The 22,926-nt window shown below is 35.1% G+C and carries 21 protein-coding genes; 7 read left to right on the forward strand and 14 right to left on the reverse strand.

The genetic code is table 11. The annotated features are described in order from the left end of the window. Positions 1–50: 50 nt before the first annotated feature. From BLV64_RS01830 to trhO, 9 genes are all read right to left on the reverse strand, one after another. Entirely contained in the window at positions 51–482 is a 432-nt protein-coding gene (locus BLV64_RS01830; protein ID WP_092131647.1) for a hypothetical protein, read from the reverse strand. A gap of 2 nt (positions 483–484) precedes the next feature. Next, positions 485–1,327, reverse strand: a complete 843-nt coding sequence (locus BLV64_RS01835) for a hypothetical protein (protein WP_143034119.1) — start codon at positions 1,325–1,327, stop codon at positions 485–487. Further along, positions 1,267–2,220 carry a hypothetical protein gene (locus BLV64_RS01840; protein WP_092131652.1) on the reverse strand — a complete coding sequence of 318 codons (954 nt, stop codon included), beginning with the start codon at positions 2,218–2,220 and terminating at the stop codon, positions 1,267–1,269. Before BLV64_RS01840 ends, BLV64_RS01835 begins: the two co-directional genes overlap by 61 nt. Positions 2,221–2,526: 306 nt before the next feature. Beyond that, entirely contained in the window at positions 2,527–3,156 is a 630-nt protein-coding gene (locus BLV64_RS01845) for a hypothetical protein (protein WP_143034120.1), read from the reverse strand. Further along, the gene (locus tag BLV64_RS01850; RefSeq protein ID WP_092131657.1) at positions 3,125–4,660 is read right to left on the reverse strand and encodes a hypothetical protein; all 1,536 of its coding nucleotides are present in this window, start codon (positions 4,658–4,660) and stop codon (positions 3,125–3,127) included. Before BLV64_RS01850 ends, BLV64_RS01845 begins: the two co-directional genes overlap by 32 nt. 386 nt (positions 4,661–5,046) lie before the next feature. Continuing rightward, complete coding sequence (locus BLV64_RS01855) at positions 5,047–7,383, reverse strand: penicillin-binding protein 1A (protein ID WP_092131660.1); 2,337 nt, start codon at positions 7,381–7,383, stop codon at positions 5,047–5,049. 19 nt (positions 7,384–7,402) lie between these two features. Continuing rightward, positions 7,403–7,894, reverse strand: coding sequence for a gliding motility lipoprotein GldH (locus BLV64_RS01860; protein ID WP_092131663.1), 492 nt, complete (start codon positions 7,892–7,894; stop codon positions 7,403–7,405). A 7-nt stretch (positions 7,895–7,901) separates the two neighbouring features. Continuing rightward, positions 7,902–9,368 carry a regulatory iron-sulfur-containing complex subunit RicT gene (gene ricT, locus BLV64_RS01865; RefSeq protein WP_092131666.1) on the reverse strand — a complete coding sequence of 489 codons (1,467 nt, stop codon included), beginning with the start codon at positions 9,366–9,368 and terminating at the stop codon, positions 7,902–7,904. Between the two features lie 193 nt (positions 9,369–9,561). Next, positions 9,562–10,626, reverse strand: coding sequence for an oxygen-dependent tRNA uridine(34) hydroxylase TrhO (gene trhO, locus BLV64_RS01870; protein WP_092131669.1), 1,065 nt, complete (start codon positions 10,624–10,626; stop codon positions 9,562–9,564). 426 nt (positions 10,627–11,052) lie between these two features. On the opposite strand from trhO, the gene recA reads away from it, so the two are divergent. The 4 genes from recA to BLV64_RS01890 all read left to right on the forward strand — a co-directional run bounded on the left by recA (position 11,053) and on the right by BLV64_RS01890 (position 14,801). Continuing rightward, complete coding sequence (gene recA / locus BLV64_RS01875) at positions 11,053–12,063, forward strand: recombinase RecA (RefSeq protein WP_092131672.1); 1,011 nt, start codon at positions 11,053–11,055, stop codon at positions 12,061–12,063. Between the two features lie 123 nt (positions 12,064–12,186). After that, positions 12,187–12,594 carry a hypothetical protein gene (locus BLV64_RS01880; protein WP_092131675.1) on the forward strand — a complete coding sequence of 136 codons (408 nt, stop codon included), beginning with the start codon at positions 12,187–12,189 and terminating at the stop codon, positions 12,592–12,594. 25 nt (positions 12,595–12,619) lie between these two features. Beyond that, complete coding sequence (locus BLV64_RS01885) at positions 12,620–13,168, forward strand: RNA polymerase sigma factor (RefSeq protein ID WP_092131679.1); 549 nt, start codon at positions 12,620–12,622, stop codon at positions 13,166–13,168. Between the two features lies 1 nt (position 13,169). Continuing rightward, positions 13,170–14,801, forward strand: coding sequence for an outer membrane beta-barrel protein (locus tag BLV64_RS01890; protein WP_092131682.1), 1,632 nt, complete (start codon positions 13,170–13,172; stop codon positions 14,799–14,801). A 74-nt stretch (positions 14,802–14,875) separates the two neighbouring features. Here the strand turns inward: BLV64_RS01890 and BLV64_RS01895 are convergent, their stop codons facing one another. Beyond that, positions 14,876–15,631 (reverse strand): lysophospholipid acyltransferase family protein, encoded by a 756-nt coding sequence (locus BLV64_RS01895; protein WP_092131685.1) that lies wholly within the window; start codon positions 15,629–15,631, stop codon positions 14,876–14,878. A gap of 126 nt (positions 15,632–15,757) precedes the next feature. Here BLV64_RS01895 and trpS point away from each other — a divergent pair, with 126 nt between their 5' ends. Then, a complete protein-coding gene (trpS, locus tag BLV64_RS01900) occupies positions 15,758–16,726 on the forward strand; it encodes a tryptophan--tRNA ligase (protein ID WP_092131688.1) in 969 nt (322 codons plus the stop codon). Here the strand turns inward: trpS and dprA are convergent. Continuing rightward, complete coding sequence (gene dprA, locus BLV64_RS01905) at positions 16,723–17,826, reverse strand: DNA-processing protein DprA (RefSeq protein ID WP_092131691.1); 1,104 nt, start codon at positions 17,824–17,826, stop codon at positions 16,723–16,725. The genes trpS and dprA overlap by 4 nt on opposite strands. A 104-nt stretch (positions 17,827–17,930) precedes the next feature. Between dprA and BLV64_RS01910 the strand changes: the two genes are divergently transcribed. Together BLV64_RS01910 and BLV64_RS01915 are read left to right on the forward strand one after the other, a co-directional pair. After that, entirely contained in the window at positions 17,931–18,869 is a 939-nt protein-coding gene (locus BLV64_RS01910) for an HU domain-containing protein (protein WP_092131694.1), read from the forward strand. A gap of 116 nt (positions 18,870–18,985) precedes the next feature. Then, the gene (locus BLV64_RS01915; protein ID WP_092131696.1) at positions 18,986–19,495 is read left to right on the forward strand and encodes an acyl-CoA thioesterase; all 510 of its coding nucleotides are present in this window, start codon (positions 18,986–18,988) and stop codon (positions 19,493–19,495) included. Between the two features lie 59 nt (positions 19,496–19,554). Here the strand turns inward: BLV64_RS01915 and BLV64_RS01920 are convergent, their stop codons facing one another. Genes BLV64_RS01920 through BLV64_RS01930 form a run of 3 tightly spaced genes read right to left on the reverse strand, consistent with a single transcriptional unit; the run spans position 19,555 to position 22,924 of the window. Beyond that, entirely contained in the window at positions 19,555–20,787 is a 1,233-nt protein-coding gene (locus BLV64_RS01920; RefSeq protein WP_092131699.1) for a murein hydrolase activator EnvC family protein, read from the reverse strand. Further along, positions 20,787–21,563: a lipoprotein insertase outer membrane protein LolB1 gene (locus BLV64_RS01925; RefSeq protein ID WP_092131702.1), complete on the reverse strand. Its 777-nt coding sequence runs from the start codon at positions 21,561–21,563 to the stop codon at positions 20,787–20,789. The genes BLV64_RS01920 and BLV64_RS01925 overlap by 1 nt, the downstream gene beginning before the upstream one ends. After that, the gene (locus BLV64_RS01930) at positions 21,563–22,924 is read right to left on the reverse strand and encodes a tetratricopeptide repeat protein (RefSeq protein WP_092131982.1); all 1,362 of its coding nucleotides are present in this window, start codon (positions 22,922–22,924) and stop codon (positions 21,563–21,565) included. Before BLV64_RS01930 ends, BLV64_RS01925 begins: the two co-directional genes overlap by 1 nt. Positions 22,925–22,926: the final 2 nt, after the last annotated feature.

The following is a 22,926-nucleotide window of genomic DNA, read 5'->3' on the forward strand; positions in this document are numbered from 1 at the left end:
CAAAGGTTTTACAAACTTTAGAATAAGATGTGTTTAAAAAAAAAATGCTTTTAGTCTATTTCTTGTGTAAAAACAACATCAATTAAATACAATTGATTATCCAAAGTGTCTTTTTCAATTATATAATATTTCTTATTTGATTTTTTTAGAAATATTGAATCTCTCTGAATATTATTAAAACTATTAAGCCATTTAATGTGTTTCACATTAAGTTTCATAGTATCATTAGCTAACATCTTTACTCTTATAGGATTATTTCTATTTTCTCTATCTTTAGGTGTAAAAATTATATTTTCAGTATCAAGTTTATACATATACTTTATAGGTCCATTTTTCCAACTATAATATTTTTTCATTGAATTATTTGGAAACTTTGAATCAAAGTAAAAATAATAAGTATTTTCATTCCTTATTAATCTAGTGTCTTTACTCAAACATGATGCAAAAAATACTGCTAGAATTGGCAGGTATATAGTTTTCATATTTAATTACAATTAGGTATTTTAGTTGAATATACTTTTGCAGCTTCAAAACTATTACTATAGTTAATTGCATTCTCTGGAATACTCAAATAATTAGTTTGACCAACAGTGCCATTTAATCCCAAATAAGCAATGCATGTATAGAATTGCTCAATTGCCATATCTGGATAATCATTATTTAACGAATCTATAAAGGTTTGATCATTTAACAAGGGATGTATTTCTTGTAAAGTTTGTGTTACTAGGCCAATATAATGATTTGCCATAACTTCATGTTGCCATCCTTTATAAACTCTATACTCTTCATATATCGCTTCAAAATTATTAATATCTGGTAAGTTTATAGTGTTTCCGTTATTCAAGTTGAAAAGAGCTAAGTATAAATTAGCATGTATAGCTTCATGAATTATAGTTCTTGCAATAAATAACGTAGGAGTCTGGTTACTGTTTACATAGTCTTGGTCAATTGAAATATTTACTAAATTATCTGTTTCTAGATAATTATATGAACAACCACTTGGGTCAAGAGCATTATTACATTGTAAATCTTGTACAACTTGGAATTTTAAATCATAATCACTTTCTTCTCCAATAAAACTTTCTAAAAGATTTTTTATCCTTTTATTTTTAGAAATTTGTTGGTAGGTGCATTTCACTTTCGCATTATTCACGAACGTAGAATCTATAATAATTTTGTTAGGAAAATCCACTTCTCCTCCATTCATCAAAGTAACTACAGCTTCAATAGCAAAAGCTTGAGCAGTTTCGGAGCATTCATTCTTATCTATGTAGTAACTAATTTGACCAACAACACCTTTAGGTTGAGATTGCAACCAAGCAGACATTTCTGCGGTAAAACCATTTGAGAACCTCCTATGCCTAATTGACTTAAACAAAGAACAACTTTTTCCCAAGGTTGAGGAATAGTAGGTGTTGTAACACCTCCATTGCTTGATGAACCACCACTGCCACCGTTATTGGTTTGGCTTCCACTTGTTTCCCCGGTGTTTGGAGACGTATTTCCTGTGCTACCACCAGTTGAGCCACCTCCCCCAGGAAAACCACAACCAAAATAAATTCTATCACTGTTATAAACTGTACAGTCAGCATAATTATTGGATCCATCGTGTTCTGCAGTACCAGAACACCATTCTACGAGCACATAACCTGAGCAATCTGCTGCTTTATTAAAAATATCACTAATTATACCCTCATCATTTATAACTGTAGAACTTACTTTATTAGTTATATCTACATATATGTTATTCGAAATATCTTCTTTTTCGGCCGCAGTTATATTATATGATATTATGCTTGTTTTATAAGTACCATCTGGCTCTAAAGAAACTAATAAATTTTCTAACATTTCTACCTCTACATCTCTTTGAATATAAAAGGTATAAGAATGATAAGTTTTATCTGCACTTTCTATATAAGTCGCATAACTTGTATCAATAGTAAACCCAAACTCATTTGAAACTAAGGTTTTATTTTGGGAATTATTAGATTTTTTATTTCTTAAATTAGAGGATAGTTTTGTTAGCTTTCTTGTAAGTGTGGTATTTTCTGCTAACTTAGATTTGTCAATTTTTGAGATTTTAAAATCCGTTTGGTTACTATTCTTTTTTTGTTCAATTTGTATTAAATCATCATCTTTTTGGCAACTAGATAAGACCAATGTAACCCCGAAGAGCAACATTACAAGTTTTAAATACTGTTTACATTTTCTTTTTTTCATTCGTTTCGTTGGTTTTAAAAATTAGTGATTTTAACTATTAAAAGCCAAGTGTATAATAATAACAATAATCTCACAATATCTTTTTATACCATTCATCGAAAACCTCAACTTATTTGCGCTTTTCATTACGGTAAAAACCGTAACTGGAGTGAAAACTTACTTTTAAATATTAAAAAAAGCCACTACTTGCGTAATGGCTTTTAGTTTTTATTTTTATATGCGTAAACGCGATTAGTTTTTTAGCTGTTTATTGCACCACTAAATATTTAACTTACAACATCTTAATTAATAATTAATTACTCCTTATTAACTAACGGATATAGCGACGACATCATCAATAACCCAATTTTCCTTTTCTCTTTTAAATAAAATAATACTAGAATTACCATTGAGTTTTTCTTTAAACCAACTCACATACACCATAGCCTTATTGTGCTCTTTATTAATAATCATTTTACTAAAGTAAAATACACCACCAACATTATTCCCACTAAATTCCTCACTTCTTTTAAAGGACTTAATATCTTTTTCCTCAATAATTTTCACCTCAAAATTATGATTAGAAAACACTGTTGTTTCTTCAGGAACATAACTAATTTCGGTACTCGAATTTTTAATTATATTTTTATAATCTTCTGGAAGATAATTCTTGTAACGTGCGAGGTAAGCACCTGAAGATGTTTGTACAACAAATAATTTTAACTTACTTATACTATCAGGCCTTATTAGTACTGCTTTTTTACTAAGACCATCTTTATATTCTTCGAAAGAGGGAGGCGTGTTATACCTTATATCTATTACAGATTTCGTTAAAAAGGAATCGAAGGTATCATTAAATACACTTAAGCTATTTTGTTTTTCTTTACATCCAAAAACTAAAGTAAAGAATAATAGAATAAAACATTTATAAATCACACGGGTTTGTATATTCATCATTATGTACGTTTAAAGATAAGTTGGCTAAATTTTGTAGTTGGGTACTATTAATTAATTGTCTCTGTAGGCCATAGGCATTGAGACCTGTCCAAGCGAAAAACTCATAACTTGAAACAGGTTGAGAATTGTTATCAAATTGTCTTAAACCATTAGCTACAGGATTAATATAATGCGCAGCCATTAGATTGTGCTCCGAGTAAGTAGCTATTTCATTACTCGTATATCCTGCATTTTCATAATAGTTATACATAACAACATACCAATTATATATTTCTTGATCTAAAGAATTCGGAGGGGCATTATTTGTTAGAATTATACGATGTAATTCAGCGTGTATTGTTTCGTGTAGAATAGTTGATGCTAGCTCTATTGCATTCCCATTTACAGCATCATCATCAAATGTTATTAAAATCACATCATTTTCGTTTGGTAAACTAGCACTAGCCTGACCACCTCCACTCAACAAATTTCCAACAACAAATTTAATTTTGTATTTACTTTTATTACCCGTAAAAGCTTCTGATGTGACCCTAAATAGATTATTTTCATTAGAAATCAATTCATCTAAAACGCATTCTGCATCAGTTCCAATAAAGGAAGAATCTTTTATTATTTGCTCATCAAAATCCACTTCTCCTCCATTCATCAAAGTAACTACAGCTTCAATAGCAAAAGCTTGAGCTCCTTGACAGCTATTAGAGTTATAATCCTGTGCACAATTAACAAATAGATAATCGGGTATTTCTTTAATTGTTTCAGGTTCTTGCTTGTTAGCCCAAAACGCCTGTTCTGGAGTAAGATCTAAATACATTGCAAGTTGTGCTGCCATAGTAGGTGCAATTACACCAACAGGCAATTCATTGTTAGGGGTGGTGCTTCCACCACTATGTGACCCTCCAGAAGAAGGATCCGTATTATAACTCTCGTTGTTATCCGAATCATTACCATTAATCCCTCCGCCGTCATAATTATAACCCGAGTCACCATTTGAATCATCTCCACCATTATTGTTACTTGGGCACTCGACACCCATAAGTACATAAAAGCAATCTACTTCAACAGTTTCGTAATCCATACAATTTAACGTATAAGACCAAGCACAACCATTGGGTCCCATCTCAACAACTGCTGTTCTCGATTGGGTGTAATCTTGAAGCTCGCCCAAACTTATCTGTTCTTCAGAGATAGATTCTTTCGTTATATTGTAAGGTAGTTCATCGGCGCTTCCATTATTAATATATCTATAAATAAATAAACTATAATAATTGTTTGAATTTTTAAACAGGACAAAGTTCTCAAAATCAGAAAGAGGAGAGGTTGGCCTTTCTATTAAAAAGGTATAGACGGTAGTCGAATCTGTAAACACTTCAAGTATTCTATCTGTTAGCACCGAAAAAGAACCATCATTGGCATCTACTTTTGAATATGTGTCTAAATCTCGTGATGATTTGAAATGTTTAGATAGTTTATTTAATGGCTTTTGTAATTCAACTTTGTTTTTCAATTCTGTAAAAGAAATTTGTTTTACCTGAAATCCTTTTGGACTTATTTTTTGATAAGAAGCTGTTCAAACATCATCATCTTTTTGGCAACTAGATAACACCAATGTAACCCCGAAGAGCAACATTACTAGTTTTAAATACTGTTTACATTTTCTTTTTTTCATTCGTTTGGTTGCTTTTAAAAATTAGTGATTTTAACTATTAAAAAGCAAGTGTATAATAATAACAATAATCTCACAATATCTTTTTATACCATTCATCGAAAACTACAACTTATTTGCACTTTTCGTTACGGTAAAAACCGTAATTGGAGTGAAAACGCAAATTTTGTACACAAAAAAAAGCCACTACTTGCGTAATGGCTTTTAATTTTTATACTATAAACAAATTATATATCTAATTCATCTGGTAAACCTTCTTGCTTTTCGTCTCCTTCAGTTTCGTCTTCCGGGTTATAATTACTACAATCTACAGGTATTGATAACTCTGACGGTTTTTCAAAATCACCTTTTGAGATCTCCAAGTCTTCATCTTCATAACAGCTTCTCATATACATCCCCCAAATAGGCAATGCCATCGATGCTCCTTGTCCGTAAGTAATGGTCTTAAAGTGTGCTGCTCTGTCTTCTGCACCAACCCAAACGCCTGTTACAAGGTTTGGCACCATACCCATAAACCAACCGTCACTTTGGTTTTGTGTGGTTCCTGTTTTTCCGGCAATAGGGTTTGTAAATTGATAAGGGTACCCCGTAATAATTTCTTGATACATCTTATTCCATTTTTCGGCCCCCTGAGTTCGTAAACGTGTACCCGAACCACCTCGTGTTACCCCTTCTAACAACTTAACGGTTACATAAGCCGATTCTGCACTTAAAACATCACGGGTTTCTGGTGTAAACTGAAATAAAACGGTTCCGTTTTTATCTTCTATACGCTCTATCATTACTGGCTTGGTGTACACCCCTTTATTAGCAAAAGCCGAATACGCCCCTACCATTTCGTAGACACTTATATCAGCAGTTCCCAAACCAATAGACGGTACCGCAGGTATGTTAGATTCTACACCTAATTTCTTTGCTAAATCGGCAACAGGTTGTGGCCCTACTTTATCCATTAATCGCGCAGTAATGGTGTTTACCGACGATGCTAAAGCTTGTTGCAAGGTTATTTCTCCACCATATTTTCCATCGGAATTTTTTGGTGTCCAAGGTTCCATATTTCCAAATTTACCTTTCTCGATTGTAATTTGAGAGCGCGGTAATTTATCGCAGGGAGACATGTGCAATTGATCGATTGCCGTGGCGTACACAAACGGTTTAAAAGTAGACCCTACTTGACGTTTTCCTTGCTTAACATGATCGTATTGAAAATGTCTGTAATCGATTCCACCAACCCACGCTTTTACTAAGCCCGTTTTAGGATCCATACTCATCATACCTGTATGTAAAAACGACTTATAATAACGCATAGAGTCGATAGGTTTCATAATCGTATCGATTTCTCCAGCCCAAGAAAAAACCGTCATTTTTGTCGGTTTTTGAAACGATTCAATAATGTCTTTATCAGCTATTTTTAAATCGTATTTCATATGTCTCCAACGCTCCGATTGCTTCATAGAACGCATCATTAAAGCATCCACCTCATCATTAGATAAATCTAAAAAAGGAGCCGTTTTATTTCTATCTGGCGTATTTTGATGAAAAAACTCTGCTTGTAATTTAGCCATGTGCTTTTGCACCGCCTCTTCGGCATAGGTTTGCATGCGCGAATCGATCGTCGTATAAATCTTTAGTCCGTCGTTATACAAATTGTATTTCGAGCCGTCTGGTTTTGGGTTGTCTTTAATCCACTCCTTCATATACCCGTCAAGGTGCCCTCTAAAATAAGTGGCTATTCCTTCACGGTGAGATTCTGGCGTATAGTTTAAATCTAATTCTGTTTTTTGTAATGAATCTTTTACCGTTTCCGTAATATAACCGTATTTCTCCATTTGTGATAACACCACATTTCTACGGTTTCTAACACCCACAGGGTTGCGGTTAGGCCTCGGATTGTACAAGGAGGAGTTTTTAAACATCCCCACCAACATTGCCGATTCTTTAACATCTAGATCTTTAGGCTCTTTACCAAAGTAAATACGTGCTGCCGAGCGAATACCATCGGCATTATTACCAAAATCATAAATATTAAAATACTGAGCTATAATTTCCTCTTTGGTATATTGGCGTTCCAAACGAATCGCAATAACCCATTCTTTTACTTTTTGAATAAGTCGCTCTGTAATATTTGTCGACCCTTCGCCATGAAATAATTGTTTTGCTAATTGCTGAGAGATGGTACTCGCACCACCACCAGCACCTAGTTTTACAATAGCACGTAAGGTTCCCCACCCATCAATACCCGAGTGACCGTAATAACGTGCATCTTCGGTAGCAATTAATGCGTCTACCAAATGTTTTGGAAACTCATCGTAACCTACCGGTGTTCGGTTGTCATTAAAATAAAACTTTCCTAAGGTCTTACCATCACTAGAGATAATCTCTGAGGCTAAATTAGTATTCGGATTTTCTAGCTGTGTGTGATCAGGCATATCTCCAAAAACACCCCAAGAGGCTAATGAAAATACGAGAACGACTGCTAATATACCTAATGAAAATAAAATCCAAAATCCGCGAACATACTTCGCAAAATCAGGACTTTTTTGGGCTTCTTTCTTCTTTGCCATCTATAATAAATTACTATTTTTATTGTTGTACCGAAGGTTTTTCAATTCTAAATCCAATATCGGTTACCCCTTCTAAATCTACGACACCGTTAACATCACCATTTTTTCGCATGGCATGTTGAATATGCACTGTGTATTCCCCACCTTCATCAAAAACAACACCTTCTTTATACCACAATTTGTTTTCTTTTATACTTCCTAGTCCCGTTCCTAATAGCGTCCCGTCGGGCGCAGCCATTCTATACTCTAAGGTATCTTTTACTGCTTTGCCATTAGGGAAATTCATTTCTACAATAAGAAATAAATTATTAAACTTATACGCATTGGTATTCCGCAAGTTTACAAATAGGTTATACGGATTTATAGAATCGGGAGCCTTAATATTAAAGCTAACCACCTCATTTTTATTCCATGCATCTGGCACCGTTTTATACGCGTCAAAAACAGCATTCGAATCGCAAGAAAACAAACACAAGCTACACACAATTCCTAATAGTAATCTACTCAGCATGTTGATATTAGTCTTTATTTTTTACGTTGTCTTGCCCTTTTACATCTTTACTTCCGCCTGTTTTCGGCCTGCCTTTATCGTTACCTTTTGACGGGTTTGGTTTTGGTCGTCGTTTTGCCGGCTTTTTTACTGGCCCTTTATTTTGATCTGTTGCCCCCGCTTTATCGTCGGTTTTTGCTCTTGGCTTAGGCCGTTGTTTTGGTCTTGGCTTAGGCTTATTTGCTGTTTTAGCTTCACCTTTTACTTCCTGTCGCTTTCTAGGTTTGCTAGGTGCCGCTTTAGGTTTATCGCTTGTTTTAGCATCCGTTCGCGCTGCCGGTTTACGGGTGTTTTTATTTTTTGTATTTCTCCCTTTAGTATTTTTACGTTTTTTAGGCCCTTTTGGACTATCAAAACGCGTTAAACTATCTTGGCCAACAACATTTTCAAACTCTGTAGTAATCGCTTCTTCCACTAAATCTGAAGCATACTCTTCTAAACTTTCTACTTTTTCTTTTTTGCGGTTAAGCTCTATAATTTCTCGTGCTTGATCGGTAGTAATTTTATGCCAATTCATCCACTCCCCTTCATAAGCATACCACATATGCCCTTTAAAAATATCAGTTTTTTGGCATACTGCAGTTCCTTTTTCGGTATACAGCTTAATATCTGTTTTTGGAAATGCCTTTAAAGCGTCTAAATACGAGTCTAACTCATAATTTAAACAGCATTTAAGTTTACCACACTGACCCGCTAATTTTTGTGGGTTTAATGATAATTGCTGGTAACGTGCTGCCGATGTGCTTACCGATCTAAAATCGGTTAACCACGTAGAACAACACAATTCGCGACCACAAGAGCCAATACCTCCTAAACGCGCTGCTTCCTGACGGAAACCGATTTGTTTCATCTCGATTCGCGTTCTAAATTCTTTAGCAAAAAGTTTTATTAACTCTCTAAAATCGACACGATCTTCGGCCGTGTAATAAAATGTTGCTTTACTAGCATCCCCTTGGAATTCGATATCAGAAATCTTCATTTGAAGATTCAAATCAATCGCAAATTGGCGTGCTTTCACCTTCATAGGTTCCTCTCTATCACGAGCATCCGACCAAATATCGATATCTTTTTGAGAGGCCTTTCTATATATTTTTTGAACCTCATCACCAGTTTGACTGGCTTTTTTGCGTTTCATTTGAACACGAACCAATTCTCCGGTTAAAGTAACCACACCAATATCGTGGCCTGATTGCGCCTCGGTAGCGACCACATCACCGATACTTAATGATAAACTCTCTGTATTTTTATAATAATGCTTACGTCCGTTTTTAAAGCGAACTTCGACAAAATCGAAAGGTTTTTCTCCATTTGGAACTGACATGTTAGATAACCAGTCAAAAACAGTTAACTTATTGCAACTATCTGTACCGCAAGTTCCATTATTTTTGCAGCCTTTAGGTTGGCCGTCTTTTGTTGAGCAGCTTGTGCAAGCCATATATGTATATATTGATTCTGAACGACTTAACGCCAGAAGATGATTAAAAAAATTGTATGCTTTTTAAGTTAAAATCATACAATACAAAGTTTTACTTCGATTTGTAAATATAAGATTATTCTAAAGACTATAAAACATAAAAAAACCCGATTAGTATATCGGGCTTTTAAATAATTGAATATGAAAATAAGACTTATTTTTTCAACGTCTCAAAAATGTTTCTTAAGTCCTTTTTGTAAGGCAAATAATCGGCTCTTCCCTTTTTAAAAATATCATTGCTATTACCTTGTCCTTTTCGCAATTCCTTTTGCTCTTCGTATGGTAAAGCGTGAATCTCTTTACAAGCGGTAGAACAACAGTTATCCATGTCTTCTTTACACGATTCACATTGAATAAATAGTAAATGACAGGCTTCATTAGCGCAGTTTACATGCGTGTCGCAAGGCGCACCACACTGATGGCAATTGGCAATCACATCTTCACTAATTTTTTCGGCTCTACGATCGTCGAAAACAAAGTTTTTACCCAAAAATTTATTCTCTAGTTTTTGATCGTTAACCTGACGTGTATACTCGATAATACCACCTTCTAATTGGTATACATTTTTAAAGCCTTTATGCTTAAAGTAAGCACTAGCTTTTTCACAACGGATACCTCCAGTGCAGTACATAACCAAGTTTTTATCTTCTTTAAACTCTCGTAAATCTTCTTCTATAATATCTAAAGATTCTCTAAAGGTATCAACATCTGGAGTCACGGCATTTTTAAAATGACCGATTTCACTTTCGTAATGATTTCTCATATCGACCAACACCGTATTTTCGTCTTCGATAAGTTCGTTAAACTGACTTGCAGCAACGTGAACCCCTTTGTTGGTCACATCAAAAGCATCATCTTCTAAGCCATCGGCAACAATTTTTTTACGCACCTTAACTTTCAGTTTTAGAAAGGACATATTATCTTGCTCGATAGCAATATTTAATCGAATGTCTTTTAGGAAATCGATGGTATCTAAATGCGTTTTAAATTCGTTAAAACGATCTGCCGGTAAAGATAACTGGGCATTAATACCTTCGGTAGCGACATAAATTCTTCCTAAAACGTCTAAAGCGTTCCACGTTAAAAACAAATGATCGCGAAGGATTTGAGGGTTGCCAATTTTGGCATACTGGTAAAAAGAAAGCGTTAAACGTTCTTGTCCGGCTTTTTCTATAAGCTCTGCTCTCTCTTTGGCACTTAGTTTATTGTACAGTTGCATGCTATACTAATTTTTTAAGGTTAAAGATTACTTTTTGCAAAAGTACTGTTTTCTAAGGTTTTCAACAAAAAAAAGTCCTTTACGCTCTGCAAAGGACTTTTAATAGACTAACTCGTTATTATTTTTTTTATCTCTAAAAAAAACACACGAGCTAACCACCATCGGCTTTACAGCTACTGTTTACATAAACAGAAACTGAAACACCTAACGTTTTTGAAATTAATATTCTTTTTAAATATTTCATGACTTTAATATGTATTAATTAAAGTTAGACTTATAAAAACAGGAGTAAATAGTCTTTTTCATAGCAAAATTCTCCCTGCTTTATTTAGTAGATGCAAAAAGAATAAAAAGGTTGCGTCATAAATATTGTAATACTTAAAATGAAGTAGTATTTTAGCCTAACAAATACGAAAAAATAAAACGATGAGCAGCGACAAAGAAGCAAAATTAAAAGCGCTTAAATTAACTTTAGATAAGTTAGACAAAGCGTACGGAAAGGGAACAGTAATGAAAATGAGTGACGCTGCAGTAGTAGATGTTGATGCTATTCCGTCTGGGTCTTTAGGATTAGATATCGCCTTAGGGGTTGGAGGATACCCAAGAGGTCGTGTTATAGAAATTTACGGACCAGAATCTTCTGGAAAAACAACGTTAACATTACACGCTATTGCCGAAGCACAAAAAGCAGGTGGAATTGCAGCATTTATTGATGCAGAGCACGCTTTCGACCGATTTTATGCTGCAAAATTAGGCGTAGATATCGATAATTTAATCATTTCTCAACCAGATAACGGGGAGCAAGCACTAGAAATTGCAGATAATTTAATCCGCTCGGGAGCCATAGATATTGTTGTGGTTGACTCGGTAGCGGCACTGACACCAAAAAGTGAGATTGAAGGAGAAATGGGAGATTCTAAAATGGGATTACACGCCCGTTTAATGTCTCAAGCCTTAAGAAAATTAACGGCATCTATAAGTAAAACCAACTGTACCGTTATTTTTATTAACCAATTGCGTGAAAAGATTGGAGTTATGTTTGGTAACCCTGAAACGACAACAGGTGGTAATGCCTTAAAATTCTACGCTTCTGTTCGTTTAGATATCAGAAGATCGACGCAAATTAAAGATACCGACGGAAATGTTATGGGTAATAAAACCCGTGTTAAAGTCGTTAAAAATAAAGTTGCTCCGCCATTTAGACTAGCAGAATTCGACATTATGTATGGCGAAGGAATTAGTAAGGTTGGAGAGATTTTAGATGTTGCTGTAGAAAAAGAAATCGTTAAGAAAAGCGGTTCTTGGTTTAGCTATGGTGACACCAAATTAGGTCAGGGACGTGATGCTGTAAAAGCCATTATTAAAGACAACCCTGAGTTATTTGATGAATTAGAAGAAAAAATTAAAGACGCTATTAAACAAGACTTAGAGCAATAGCCTTCTTATTACAATCTATAAAAATCCCGAACTTTTCGGGATTTTTTTGTTTTTACACGCAACCTTTTCATACTTAGAGCATCTACTAGTAAATGCGCAATTTTTTAAGTCTAATTAACACCTATGAAAAAGTACCTACTAGCTTGTTTAGCTACACTCCTATTATCATGTAGTGTCAATGATGATGATTCATTGAGTAGTTATCAAACTTTACTTCCTATCGAATCGGTTGATATTCCTGACACTTTTGAGCTGGGAGAGATTTATACTATTACACTTTTTTATATAAAACCCACAAATTGTCATTCTTTTAGCGATATTTATTATTCAAAAGACCAAAACGAGCGCACTGTTTCTATTATTAGTACCGTGTATACCAATACCAATTGCTACGAAATAAATGCAACAACAGAAGCTTCTTTTAATTTTAAAGCTACAGATCCTGGGGTTTATAAATTTATGTTTTGGAATGGTAAAGATGAAAATAATGAAGATATTTACTTGAATTACGACATTCCTGTAATAGAATAAATAGTAACTAAACCGTTTAGATAGTTTGAGTTTAGATAGACTCATAGAACATTGTAAGGCTAATGATACTAAAGCACAAAGCGAACTTTATATGCTCTTTTCGAGTACATTATTTTCGATATGCTTAAAGTACTCGCGGTCCTATGCCGAAGCGGAAGATAATTTACAAGATGCGTTTATCACTATTTTTAAAAAAATAGGACAGTATAAAAATAAAGGGTCTTTTGAAGGTTGGTTAAAACGCATTACTATAAATACCGCCTTACAACGGTATAGAAAACAAGGGGGTATTTTCGATATCATTAAGGACGATGAAATTGAAGACGAAACCATCACAGAAGATGAAGAAGACGCTGTGTCGTTAGAGTATTTGTTACAAATAATTCAAGAGCTACCAAACCAATACCGCCTGGTCTTTAGCCTGTATGTTTTAGACGGGTATTCGCACCAAGAAATTTCTGAGGCGTTACAAATAAATAAAGGCACCTCGAAATCTAACTTAGCTCGCGCTCGTCAGATTTTAAAAACGAAAATTAAAGCATATAAACCGGGAGCTCACTCCCAATCCTTATAAAATGAGTAATAAAAAGCACATCGATAGACTTTTTCAAGAGAAGTTTAAAGACTTTGAAGCCAAACCCAGCGATGCCGTTTGGCAAAACATTCAAAAGGAATTAAACCCTCCTAAAAAAACAGCTAAACCAATCACTAAATTATGGTCTAAATGGGCAGCAATTGCTGCAGTACTTTTAATTTTCGTTACCGTTGGTGTAAACGTCTTTACTAGCGATTCTTCATCATTAGACCCCACTATTAATGGCATCAATACGCCCGAAGATACCACAAGGGGCTCATCGAAAACCGATAGTAGTACAACGAACACATCACCTGTAACCACAATAACTAAAACTAACAATGCTGACGTAATAAGTGATACCACACCGGGTGGCACTAAAGCATCACAACATCTCATTTCCGATACACATGCAGTAACCAATAGCGAAGACCAACTAACTAATAGCACAAGAACCATCACAACGCCTGAAGCGCATCAATCGGCACTAACCTCCACATCAAAAGACAGTGATAATAGCGAGATCAAACAAAAATCTACCGGAAACGCATTAACCAATAAAGCCACATTAGCACAAAATCCGACTTCCACTTCGGCTTCAACACCAACAAATTACCAAGTAGCAAACAGTAGTCAGTTAGAAAACAATAAAAATATAAATTCCACGCCTACTCGACACCCTAGAGATAAACAACAAAATACTTACGCCACAACGACTAGCAACACGAATACATCAAAAGACGAGCTGTTTACAATAAAGAAAAAAATAGCTACTCTAAGTCTAGGCAATTTATTAAAAAGCAAAACAACTTACGACCTCCCGACTACAGACGCTTCTTTAGGCGAGTCGATAGAAGATGCGATAGCTAAACTTCAAGCCTTAGACAACATAGAGAAAGAATCAATCACGAACAAATGGAGTGTAAATGCCACTATTGCCCCGGTTTATTTTAACTCACTAGGTAAAGGCTCATCGATCGACGAACAGTTCGTTAATAACACCAAAGACGGTGAGGTTAATATGAGTTATGGTGTGCAGGTGGGGTATGCGTTAAACGATAAGCTAAAATTACGATCTGGAGTAAATAAACTAAACTTAAGTTATGATACTGCTGGCGTTATTGTTTACCAAAGCGTATCGTCTGAAAATCCAGATATAAAACCTATGCGTCATATCGATTTCGAGCCTACACCAAACGGAGAAAGCTTATCTGTTATCAGTACATCTAGTTTTAACGTGCAACAAATAAATAGCGTCTTTAACGATAAATTTAACGCGGCCTTAAGTCAGCGAATGAGTTATATAGAAGTCCCATTAGAATTGGAATACACCCTTATTAAAAAGCAATTTGGATTGCATATAATAGGAGGAATGAGCACCTTTCTCTTAAGCGATAACCAAGTGGTTACCGAGTTCGAAAATTATAAAACAAAAATTGGAGAAGCCAATAACATAAATAACATTAGCTTTAGTACAAATATAGGATTGGGATTAAACTATGATTTTTCAAAAGCGTTTAGCTTTAATCTAGAACCCACTTTTAAATACCAATTAAATACATACAACGAATCTTCAGGTAATTTCAAACCTTATATTATAGGCGTGTATTCTGGCTTTAGCTACAAATTTTAGGTCATAAACTTAGTAGGTAGGTTTATGGTTTTATCTCGATTACTATCGAGAGCATATGAAAAAACTGTTCGGTGTCATGAACAGTTTTTTTGTGTGTTATTAAATTGCTTAAGTTGGTGATGTATTATTTCTCGCACCTCTTCTCTTAGCGTTTTAGTGTCAGCAATTGTTAAGCCTTGGGTAGGTACAAAGCGATGCACTTTAACGCGCATTTTCCCCGGACTACCGCTAAAGAAAGTGTAAGAAAAACGTTTTTTATTATCGGCAAATGTAATCGGTACAATCGGAATTTGATGGTTAATAGCTAACCTAAAGGCACCATCTTTAAATGCGGCTAAATCGATATGTTCTTCGGGAACCATTCCTTCTGGAAAAATACAAATACTCAAACCTTGCTTTAATCGTTTTTGAGCTCTTAAAAACACGGCATGCCTGCTTTTAGCACTTGTTCTATCCACCAAAATACAGGTGCGCTTATAAAAGAATCCAAACACAGGTATTTTAGCGAGTTCTTGCTTACCGACAAACACAAACGGATTTTTTACGGTCACCAACATCAACATAATATCGGTCATCGAAGTATGGTTAGCCACGAACATATAACTTTTTCCTGTTTCGGTGTGTTGGTCACGTGTAATACGCGATTTAAAACCCATTCCAATAAGAATAAACCGCGCCCAAATTCGCGCTAGCCTAAAGAAAAAAGGATACCACTCCTCTTTTAATATAGAAATTAAAAGAAATGGTAATAGCACTATTATGGGTATCGCCATTAAGATGTAAAACCAAACGCGATAAAGAAAGGTGAAAATATATTTTAAAATAATCATAAGCCGTAAAAATACATAATTGGATTGAAGTAAATGGTTACATTTTATTTAAAAAAAGTACCTTTGTTTACTCAACATAAAATACAGTTTAATTAAATAACAATTCCGTGATTACGGAACGTGATTATGTCTAGAATACTTACAGGAATACAAAGCACAGGAACGCCACATTTAGGAAATATATTGGGCGCATTACTACCGGCAATTGAAATCTCTAAAAACGCTGATAACGATTCGTTTTTATTTATTGCCGATTTACATTCATTAACACAGATTAAGGATGCTAAAGTAATGCGTGAAAACACCTATTCTACGGCTGCAACCTGGCTTGCTTTAGGTTTAGATATAGAGAAAACGGTGTTTTACAGACAGAGTGATATTCCGCAAACTACAGAGTTAACTTGGTATTTAGACTGTTTTTTTCCGTATCAACGCTTAACCTTAGCACATAGCTTTAAGGATAAAGCTGACCGCTTAGAGGATGTTAACGCAGGTTTATTTAACTACCCTATGTTAATGGCTGCCGATATTTTATTATACGATGCTGAAATAATTCCGGTAGGAAAAGACCAATTGCAACACATAGAGATGACCCGTGATGTCGCTTCTCGCTTTCATGCTAAAATGGGTGAAACATTTGTGATGCCAGTAGGAAAAATAGAAGATAAAATTATGATTATTCCTGGTACCGACGGTGCTAAAATGAGTAAGAGTAAAGGCAATACTATTAACATCTTTTTACCAGAAAAGCAATTGCGCAAGCAGGTGATGAGCATTGAAACCGATAGCACAGCCCTTGAAGACCCTAAAGATTGGAGTACTTGTAATTGTTTCGCTATTTATAGTTTGCTAGCTTCAGAGTCGGAAATAGAAACGATGAAAGCCAATTATGAAAACGGAAATTATGGTTATGGTCATGCTAAGCAAGCCCTATATGAATTGATTTTAAAAACGTTTGAAACGCCTCGCGAACGCTATACTTATTATATGAATAATTTAGACGCCGTAGACGAAGCATTAGCAAAAGGAGCAGAAAAAGCAAGAGTCGTTGCCGATGCTGTATTAAAACGTGTAAGAGAAAAAATCGGTTACTAAATAACCTCGAATAATTTACCAGGAAGTGGCCGTACCACTCCTTTTAATTCCATACCTAACAATATGCCAGCCAACTTATAGGTTGGCATATTGCATTTTAGAGCAATAACATCTAAAAGTTCCTTTTCACTTTCTTTCAAAAAAGCATAAACAAGCTTTTCATTAGCGTCCAATTCTACAAATAATTGTTTTTGTATCGTTGGTGTTTTATTGTCTTCTAGCTGCCAGTTTAAAATATAGGGCACATCTAAGGGATTGGATAGCAGGTGAGCTTTTTGGTGTTTAATTAAATTATTACAACCTACACTTTGGGTATCGGTAATACGGCCAGGAACGGCAAACACATCGCGATTATAAGAATTTGCTATATCGGCAGTTACTAAGCTACCCCCTTTTTCGGCCGACTCGATAACTATTGTAGCTTGGCTAATCCCTGCAATAAGCCGATTTCGTTTTAAGAAATTGTTTTTATCAAAAACCGAAGAACTCCAAAAATCGGTATAAAAACCACCATTATTTTCGACAGCAGCAACATATTTTTTATGCGCTTTAGGGTAGATCTGATTTAAACCGTGAGCTAAACACCCTACCGTTTGCAACTCGTGTTTTAAGGCTGCTTTTTGAGCAGTAATATCGGTACCATAGGCAAAACCGGAAACAATAATAGGGTCAAAAGGCGCCAATTCCTCTACCAGTCGTTCGCAAAAAGCAATACCGCTACTGGTAACTTTTCGGGCACCAACAATACTAATAATATGTTTTTTATTCAGGTTTATATTCCCAGATTCAAAAAGTAGAATAGGACTATCTATACAGTGTTTTAATTTAGAAGGATATTCCTCAGAAGTGAAATAAAGCGCTTTTATGCCTTCGTCTTTAATAAATTTTAATTCCTCTTCGGCTGCTTCGAGGTGGTTTCTAAGAAACATATCGCTTATAGTCCAGGCACCAATGCCATCAATTTTTAATAAGTTGTGGCGTTTTTCTTTCATCACTGCCTCTGCAGATCCGCAGTGATTAATCAATTTTTTAGCTGTTGTGTCTCCTATTTTGGCAACATGTTGCAGCGCTAAAGTGTAAAGCAAGTCATTTTCCGTCATAGCAAACCGTTGATTTATAGACTACAATAAACAAATTTTATAACTGTTAATAAAAAGTAAGGCTTAAGTTTTATTCACAAACAAAATAAATTAACTTTGTTCTTATGCAATTAGAGACTTACATAAGCGATTTATTATACCGTTACGACTGTGTTACGGTGCCAGACTTTGGCGCATTTTTATCACAACGTGTATCGGCGACAGTTCATAATACAACGAATGCATTTTATCCACCAAAGAAAATGCTATCGTTTAACGAGCAAATTCAGACCAACGATGGGTTATTAGCACGCTATATTGCGGATGCTGAAAACATCGCGTTTGAAGAAGCTATGGCACTAATTGCTAAAGAGGTTCACGCATTAAAATCACGATTAACTCAAGGTGAAACAGTTAGCTTTAAACACATTGGTGACTTAGAATTTAACTCGGAAGCTAAGATTCAATTTAGTCCGTCGTACCATTTAAATTATCTAACCGATGCTTTTGGCTTGTCTCATTTTGTTTCTCATAATGTCACTAGAGAAACCTATAAAAAGGAAGCTGAAGCTGTAGAGAAAGTGATTCCAATTGCTGTTACACCCGAAAAACGCCAATCTAAATCTTATTTAAAATACGCGGCAGTCGCTGTTTTAGCTTTAACTCTTGCAGGTTTCGGAGTTGCTAAATACAACCTTAATACGATTAACGCGCATAATGAAATAGCTCAGGAAGAAGCGCACCAACAGTTAGATCACAAAATACAAGAAGCTAATTTTGTTATTAACAATCCCTTACCGGCAGTCACTTTAAAAGTGAACAAGGAAGCGGGGAATTTCCATATTGTTGCTGGGGCTTTTCGTATAGAAGAAAATGGTGATAAGAAAGTTGAAGAACTAAAAAACGAAGGGTTTAACGCGCGTAAAATTGGCGTTAACAAATATGGCTTACACCAAGTTATCTATTCAAGCTATACCGAAAGACGCGATGCTATTAATGCATTAAATGCTATTAAACGCTCGAATAATCCAAATGCTTGGCTATTAGTTAAAGACATAAACTAAACCAATCTCCTAGTAATTTTTGAGTAATTTAAAGACTATTTTCTTAAATGGTCTTACCTTTGCATTTCGTTTACCACCACTTTTAGGTTGGAAAATGGATTATAGACATTTATTTTATGAAAGCAAAAACAGCGGGAGCATCAAAAACAGTTATGACAGACTTGGTATTACCAAGTGAAACAAATCCTTTAAACAATTTATTTGGAGGCGAATTATTAGCACGAATGGACCGTGCTGCAAGTATTGCAGCTAGACGCCACTCTCGTCGTATTGTTGTTACCGCTTCTGTTAACCATGTTGCATTTAACCGTGCAATACCCTTAGGTAGCGTGGTAACAGTAGAAGCAAAAGTGTCTCGTGCATTTAGAACATCGATGGAGGTGTATATTGATGTATGGATAGAAGACAGAGAATCTGGAGAACGCGCAAAAGCTAACGAAGCTATCTATACCTTTGTAGCCGTAGATGAAACAGGAAGACCTGTTGCTATTCCAGAAATTGTTGCTGAAACAGAATTAGAAAAAGAACGTTACAAAGGGGCATTAAGACGTAAACAATTAAGCTTAGTAATCGCTGGAAAAATGAAAGCGAGTGAAGCGACAGAATTAAAGGCTTTGTTTGTCTAAACTAAAACATCGCTTATAAACCCATAAAAAAACTCCTGTAAATTACAGGAGTTTTTTATTTACATCTTATAAATCCAAGCTGCTGGATTTTGCGTGTGATTATCTTTGTAAATACTAAACTTTAATACGGTTTCACCATTATTAGGGTTTGTAAATACCTCACCAATATCTTGCTTGGTAGTCACCTTATCCCCTGGTTTTACATACACTTTCCCTAAGTTATAATACACCGAAATATAGTTACCATGACGGACTAAAACAACGGGGTTACTTCTTTTTTGTTGAATGATACGCATAACTTCTCCATTAAATATAGCACGAACCTTAGCGCCTTTTTCTGTTGAAATTCGCACACCACTACTTTTAATTCGAATGGAAGCATCTATAGGTGACGGCTGATCGCCATAGCGTACTTTTACAACCCCTTTTTCTACAGGCCAAGGTAATTTACCTTTATTGCCTAAAAAGTCTTTAGCTAAAGCCTTAGCTTCCGCTGTAAGCGCAAAGTTTGATGTGGATGTTGATTTGGTCTTACCCGCCTTTTTATTCGATTTTGCAATTTCGGCCTTAATAATCTTATCGATTTCGCGATCTATTCTATCGGCTTCTTGCTGTTTGGCTTTTACTTCGGCGGTATATTTTGCTAGATTACTATTTATAGACTGCATGATAATTTCATGCTGTTTCATCTCTTGCTCTAAATCTTTTTGTATTTGTTTATTCTCGGCAATGAGTTTCTTTTTTTGTTCCTTTTGTTTTAATAATAAGGTATTAGCCGCTTGCAACTCTTTGGTTTTCGCCTTTATAATTTCACCTTGTTCCTTTTGGAATTCGGCATACTGATTTAAATACTGAACGCGTTTATACGCCTGCTTAAAGTTACTTGACGATAACAAAAACATAATACGGCTTTGCTTGTTTTTGTTTTTATACGAACGTTCAATCATTTTCGCATAGTTGGCTTTTAAAGACGTTAATTCGTCCCTATACTGTGAAATTTGCTTTTGGTTATTATTAATTTCACGTGTGAGCAAATTAGCTTGCTGATTGGTCACTTTAATTAAATTACGCTGTACACTCACCTTATAATTTAACTCTTCAATTAATGTTAGCTCAGACTTTTTCTTGTCTTTATTAGTAGACACTAAGGCATTAATTTTCTGAATTTCTTTACGCAATTCCACACGTCTTGCCTCCAATTCTTTTTGTTTGCTAGATTGGGAAAACCCAACATTAACACACAATAAAAATACTCCTAAAAGCAGCGTAAAATAAGTCGGTTGTATTCTCATTAATCTAAAGTAATTGCTTCGTATCCTGAAGGAATTTTAAATGGGAAGCGCAGGTCTTCATTTAAACTTATTCCTTTCATTTCAATATTAATTTCTAATTGATCGTCTTTTTCTAAAGCGATAATTTTTGTTTGTTCTGGTAGTATTTCATCCTCAACATTTTGATAGGTCAAATAATCGATTTGCAGTAAACGTGAGGTTTCCGATTGGGCGATTTGTTGAGAATCCATTTTAAAATGGGTTGGGTTTAACATTAAAAATATTTCAAACACATCCTCTTGTGTCTTCGGCTGTAATAAATAAGAGTTTTCAAAAATGGATAAGGCGTAGGTATTATGATCTAATGGGAATAAAGACTCGCCTAACAGCAAACTTTGAACTTTCTGAAAATTAAGCTCGGTTCCTAGTAAATGACTTAAATAAGCGAAGTCACCATCAAAATACGTATTGTCTAACTTATTATAATAAGCCACACGTGTTGGTGTAATCATCGCTTTTACAATTCCCAATTTACTCAACCAAATAACTTTATCTTTTTCCATTCGCAGGGATACACTCACTGCTTGCGACTGGTCACCATTTATAGTTTCAATTTTAACTCGCGACGATAAGGTTTTAAAATCGGCGTTGTTTTTAAAGTTATTTTTAATTAATTGTTTAGCCGATAAATTAGGGTTTAATGTCCCGTCTGACACGACTGTTTGTGACGACTTACATCCCGAAAAGCTAAGTGCGATTACTAAAAGTAAAAGCCCTAAAACACGTTGTGTTCTCATTATTCTAAAGGTTCTAAAGATTTGGCTTTATCACTAAACGCTTTGGCCTTTTTTAAATTGTTTAAGCCTGTGTATGCTGTGCTAAGTTGCTTATAGAAATCGGATTCCATTTTTGCGTTTTCAATAATATAATCTAAACCCATTTCTAAAGATTCTACAGCATCATTATGGCGATTTAATCGATTTAGTGCTACGCCATTTATAAGATATAATACCGGTTGCGAAGGAAAGCGCTCTAAAGCCTGATCGCTTTTTTTCTCGGCGACTTCATACTGTTCTAAATCGATGTATAGCAGTAAGATATTTCTAATTAAACCAAAGTTTTCTGGTTCTTTACGTTCTGCTTGCAAATAGTAGTCTAAGGCTTTTTGCTTATTATTTTTAACCAGATAATATTGCGCCAACTCGATTAGCGTTTTAGCATTGGTTGTAGTTTGTGTGAGTTCTGAAGTTATGGCCACTAACTCGGCTTCATACTGTTCATTTTCACTTACAAAACGCACAAAATCGGCCAAAACTTTCACTTTAGCTTCTGCATCAATAGCTTTACTACTAAGCACTGTTTTCATAGAGGCAATAGCCTCTTCATGCTTATTATCGTTTAAATAAAACTTGTATAAAGCCAAATGAACCAACTGTGATTCTGGGTGAATTTCAAGTAAAGTTTTCGCGGTATCGTAGGCTTTTTTCTCTTCTTTATTTTCGCTATAACGATAAATAAGTGCTAAGTAATTTTTTTCGGCTTCAGGATCTTTATCCACGCGCTCTTTAAGATTCTCAATCTGTTCTTTTTTCCTTCCGGTAGCATTATAAATCTGATTCCTTAGTCGGTCGCGATCAGAAGACAATCCCAGTTCATCATCCAATTCATCCAAAACTTTTAAGGCGTCCTTATAATTTTGCGTTTGCACGTAAATAGCAGCCAAATCTTCTTTATAATCGGGGTGAAATTTTACGAGTTGCTTTACGGTTTTAATAGCTCTACGATAGTCTTTTAAATTAACGTAAGCCACATACAATTCATCAAGGTACCATTCGTTATCGGGCTCCTGACTTACAGCTTCTTTAAGGGCTTCTTCTGCGGCCCCAAAATTTTTAAGCGCATTGTAATTTTTCCCCAATTCAAAATATAAGACAGAGTGCGAATCATCGATTTCAATACACTTTAAAAGTGCTGTTACCGACTTGTCGTAATTCTCTATAGCCTTTTGTTTTAGGGCTTCGAAAAAATGTTCCTGAAATTCATCGGATACATTACCGAGGTCATCGTCTGTTTTATTAAAATCTACCTGCCCATAACTCACCTGCGAAATAGTGATTATTCCGTAAATAATTAGCGTTATAAGGCGTTTAAGTAGCATTT

The organism is Bizionia paragorgiae, assembly GCF_900107625.1.
GTDB lineage: Bacteria > Bacteroidota > Bacteroidia > Flavobacteriales > Flavobacteriaceae > Bizionia > Bizionia paragorgiae.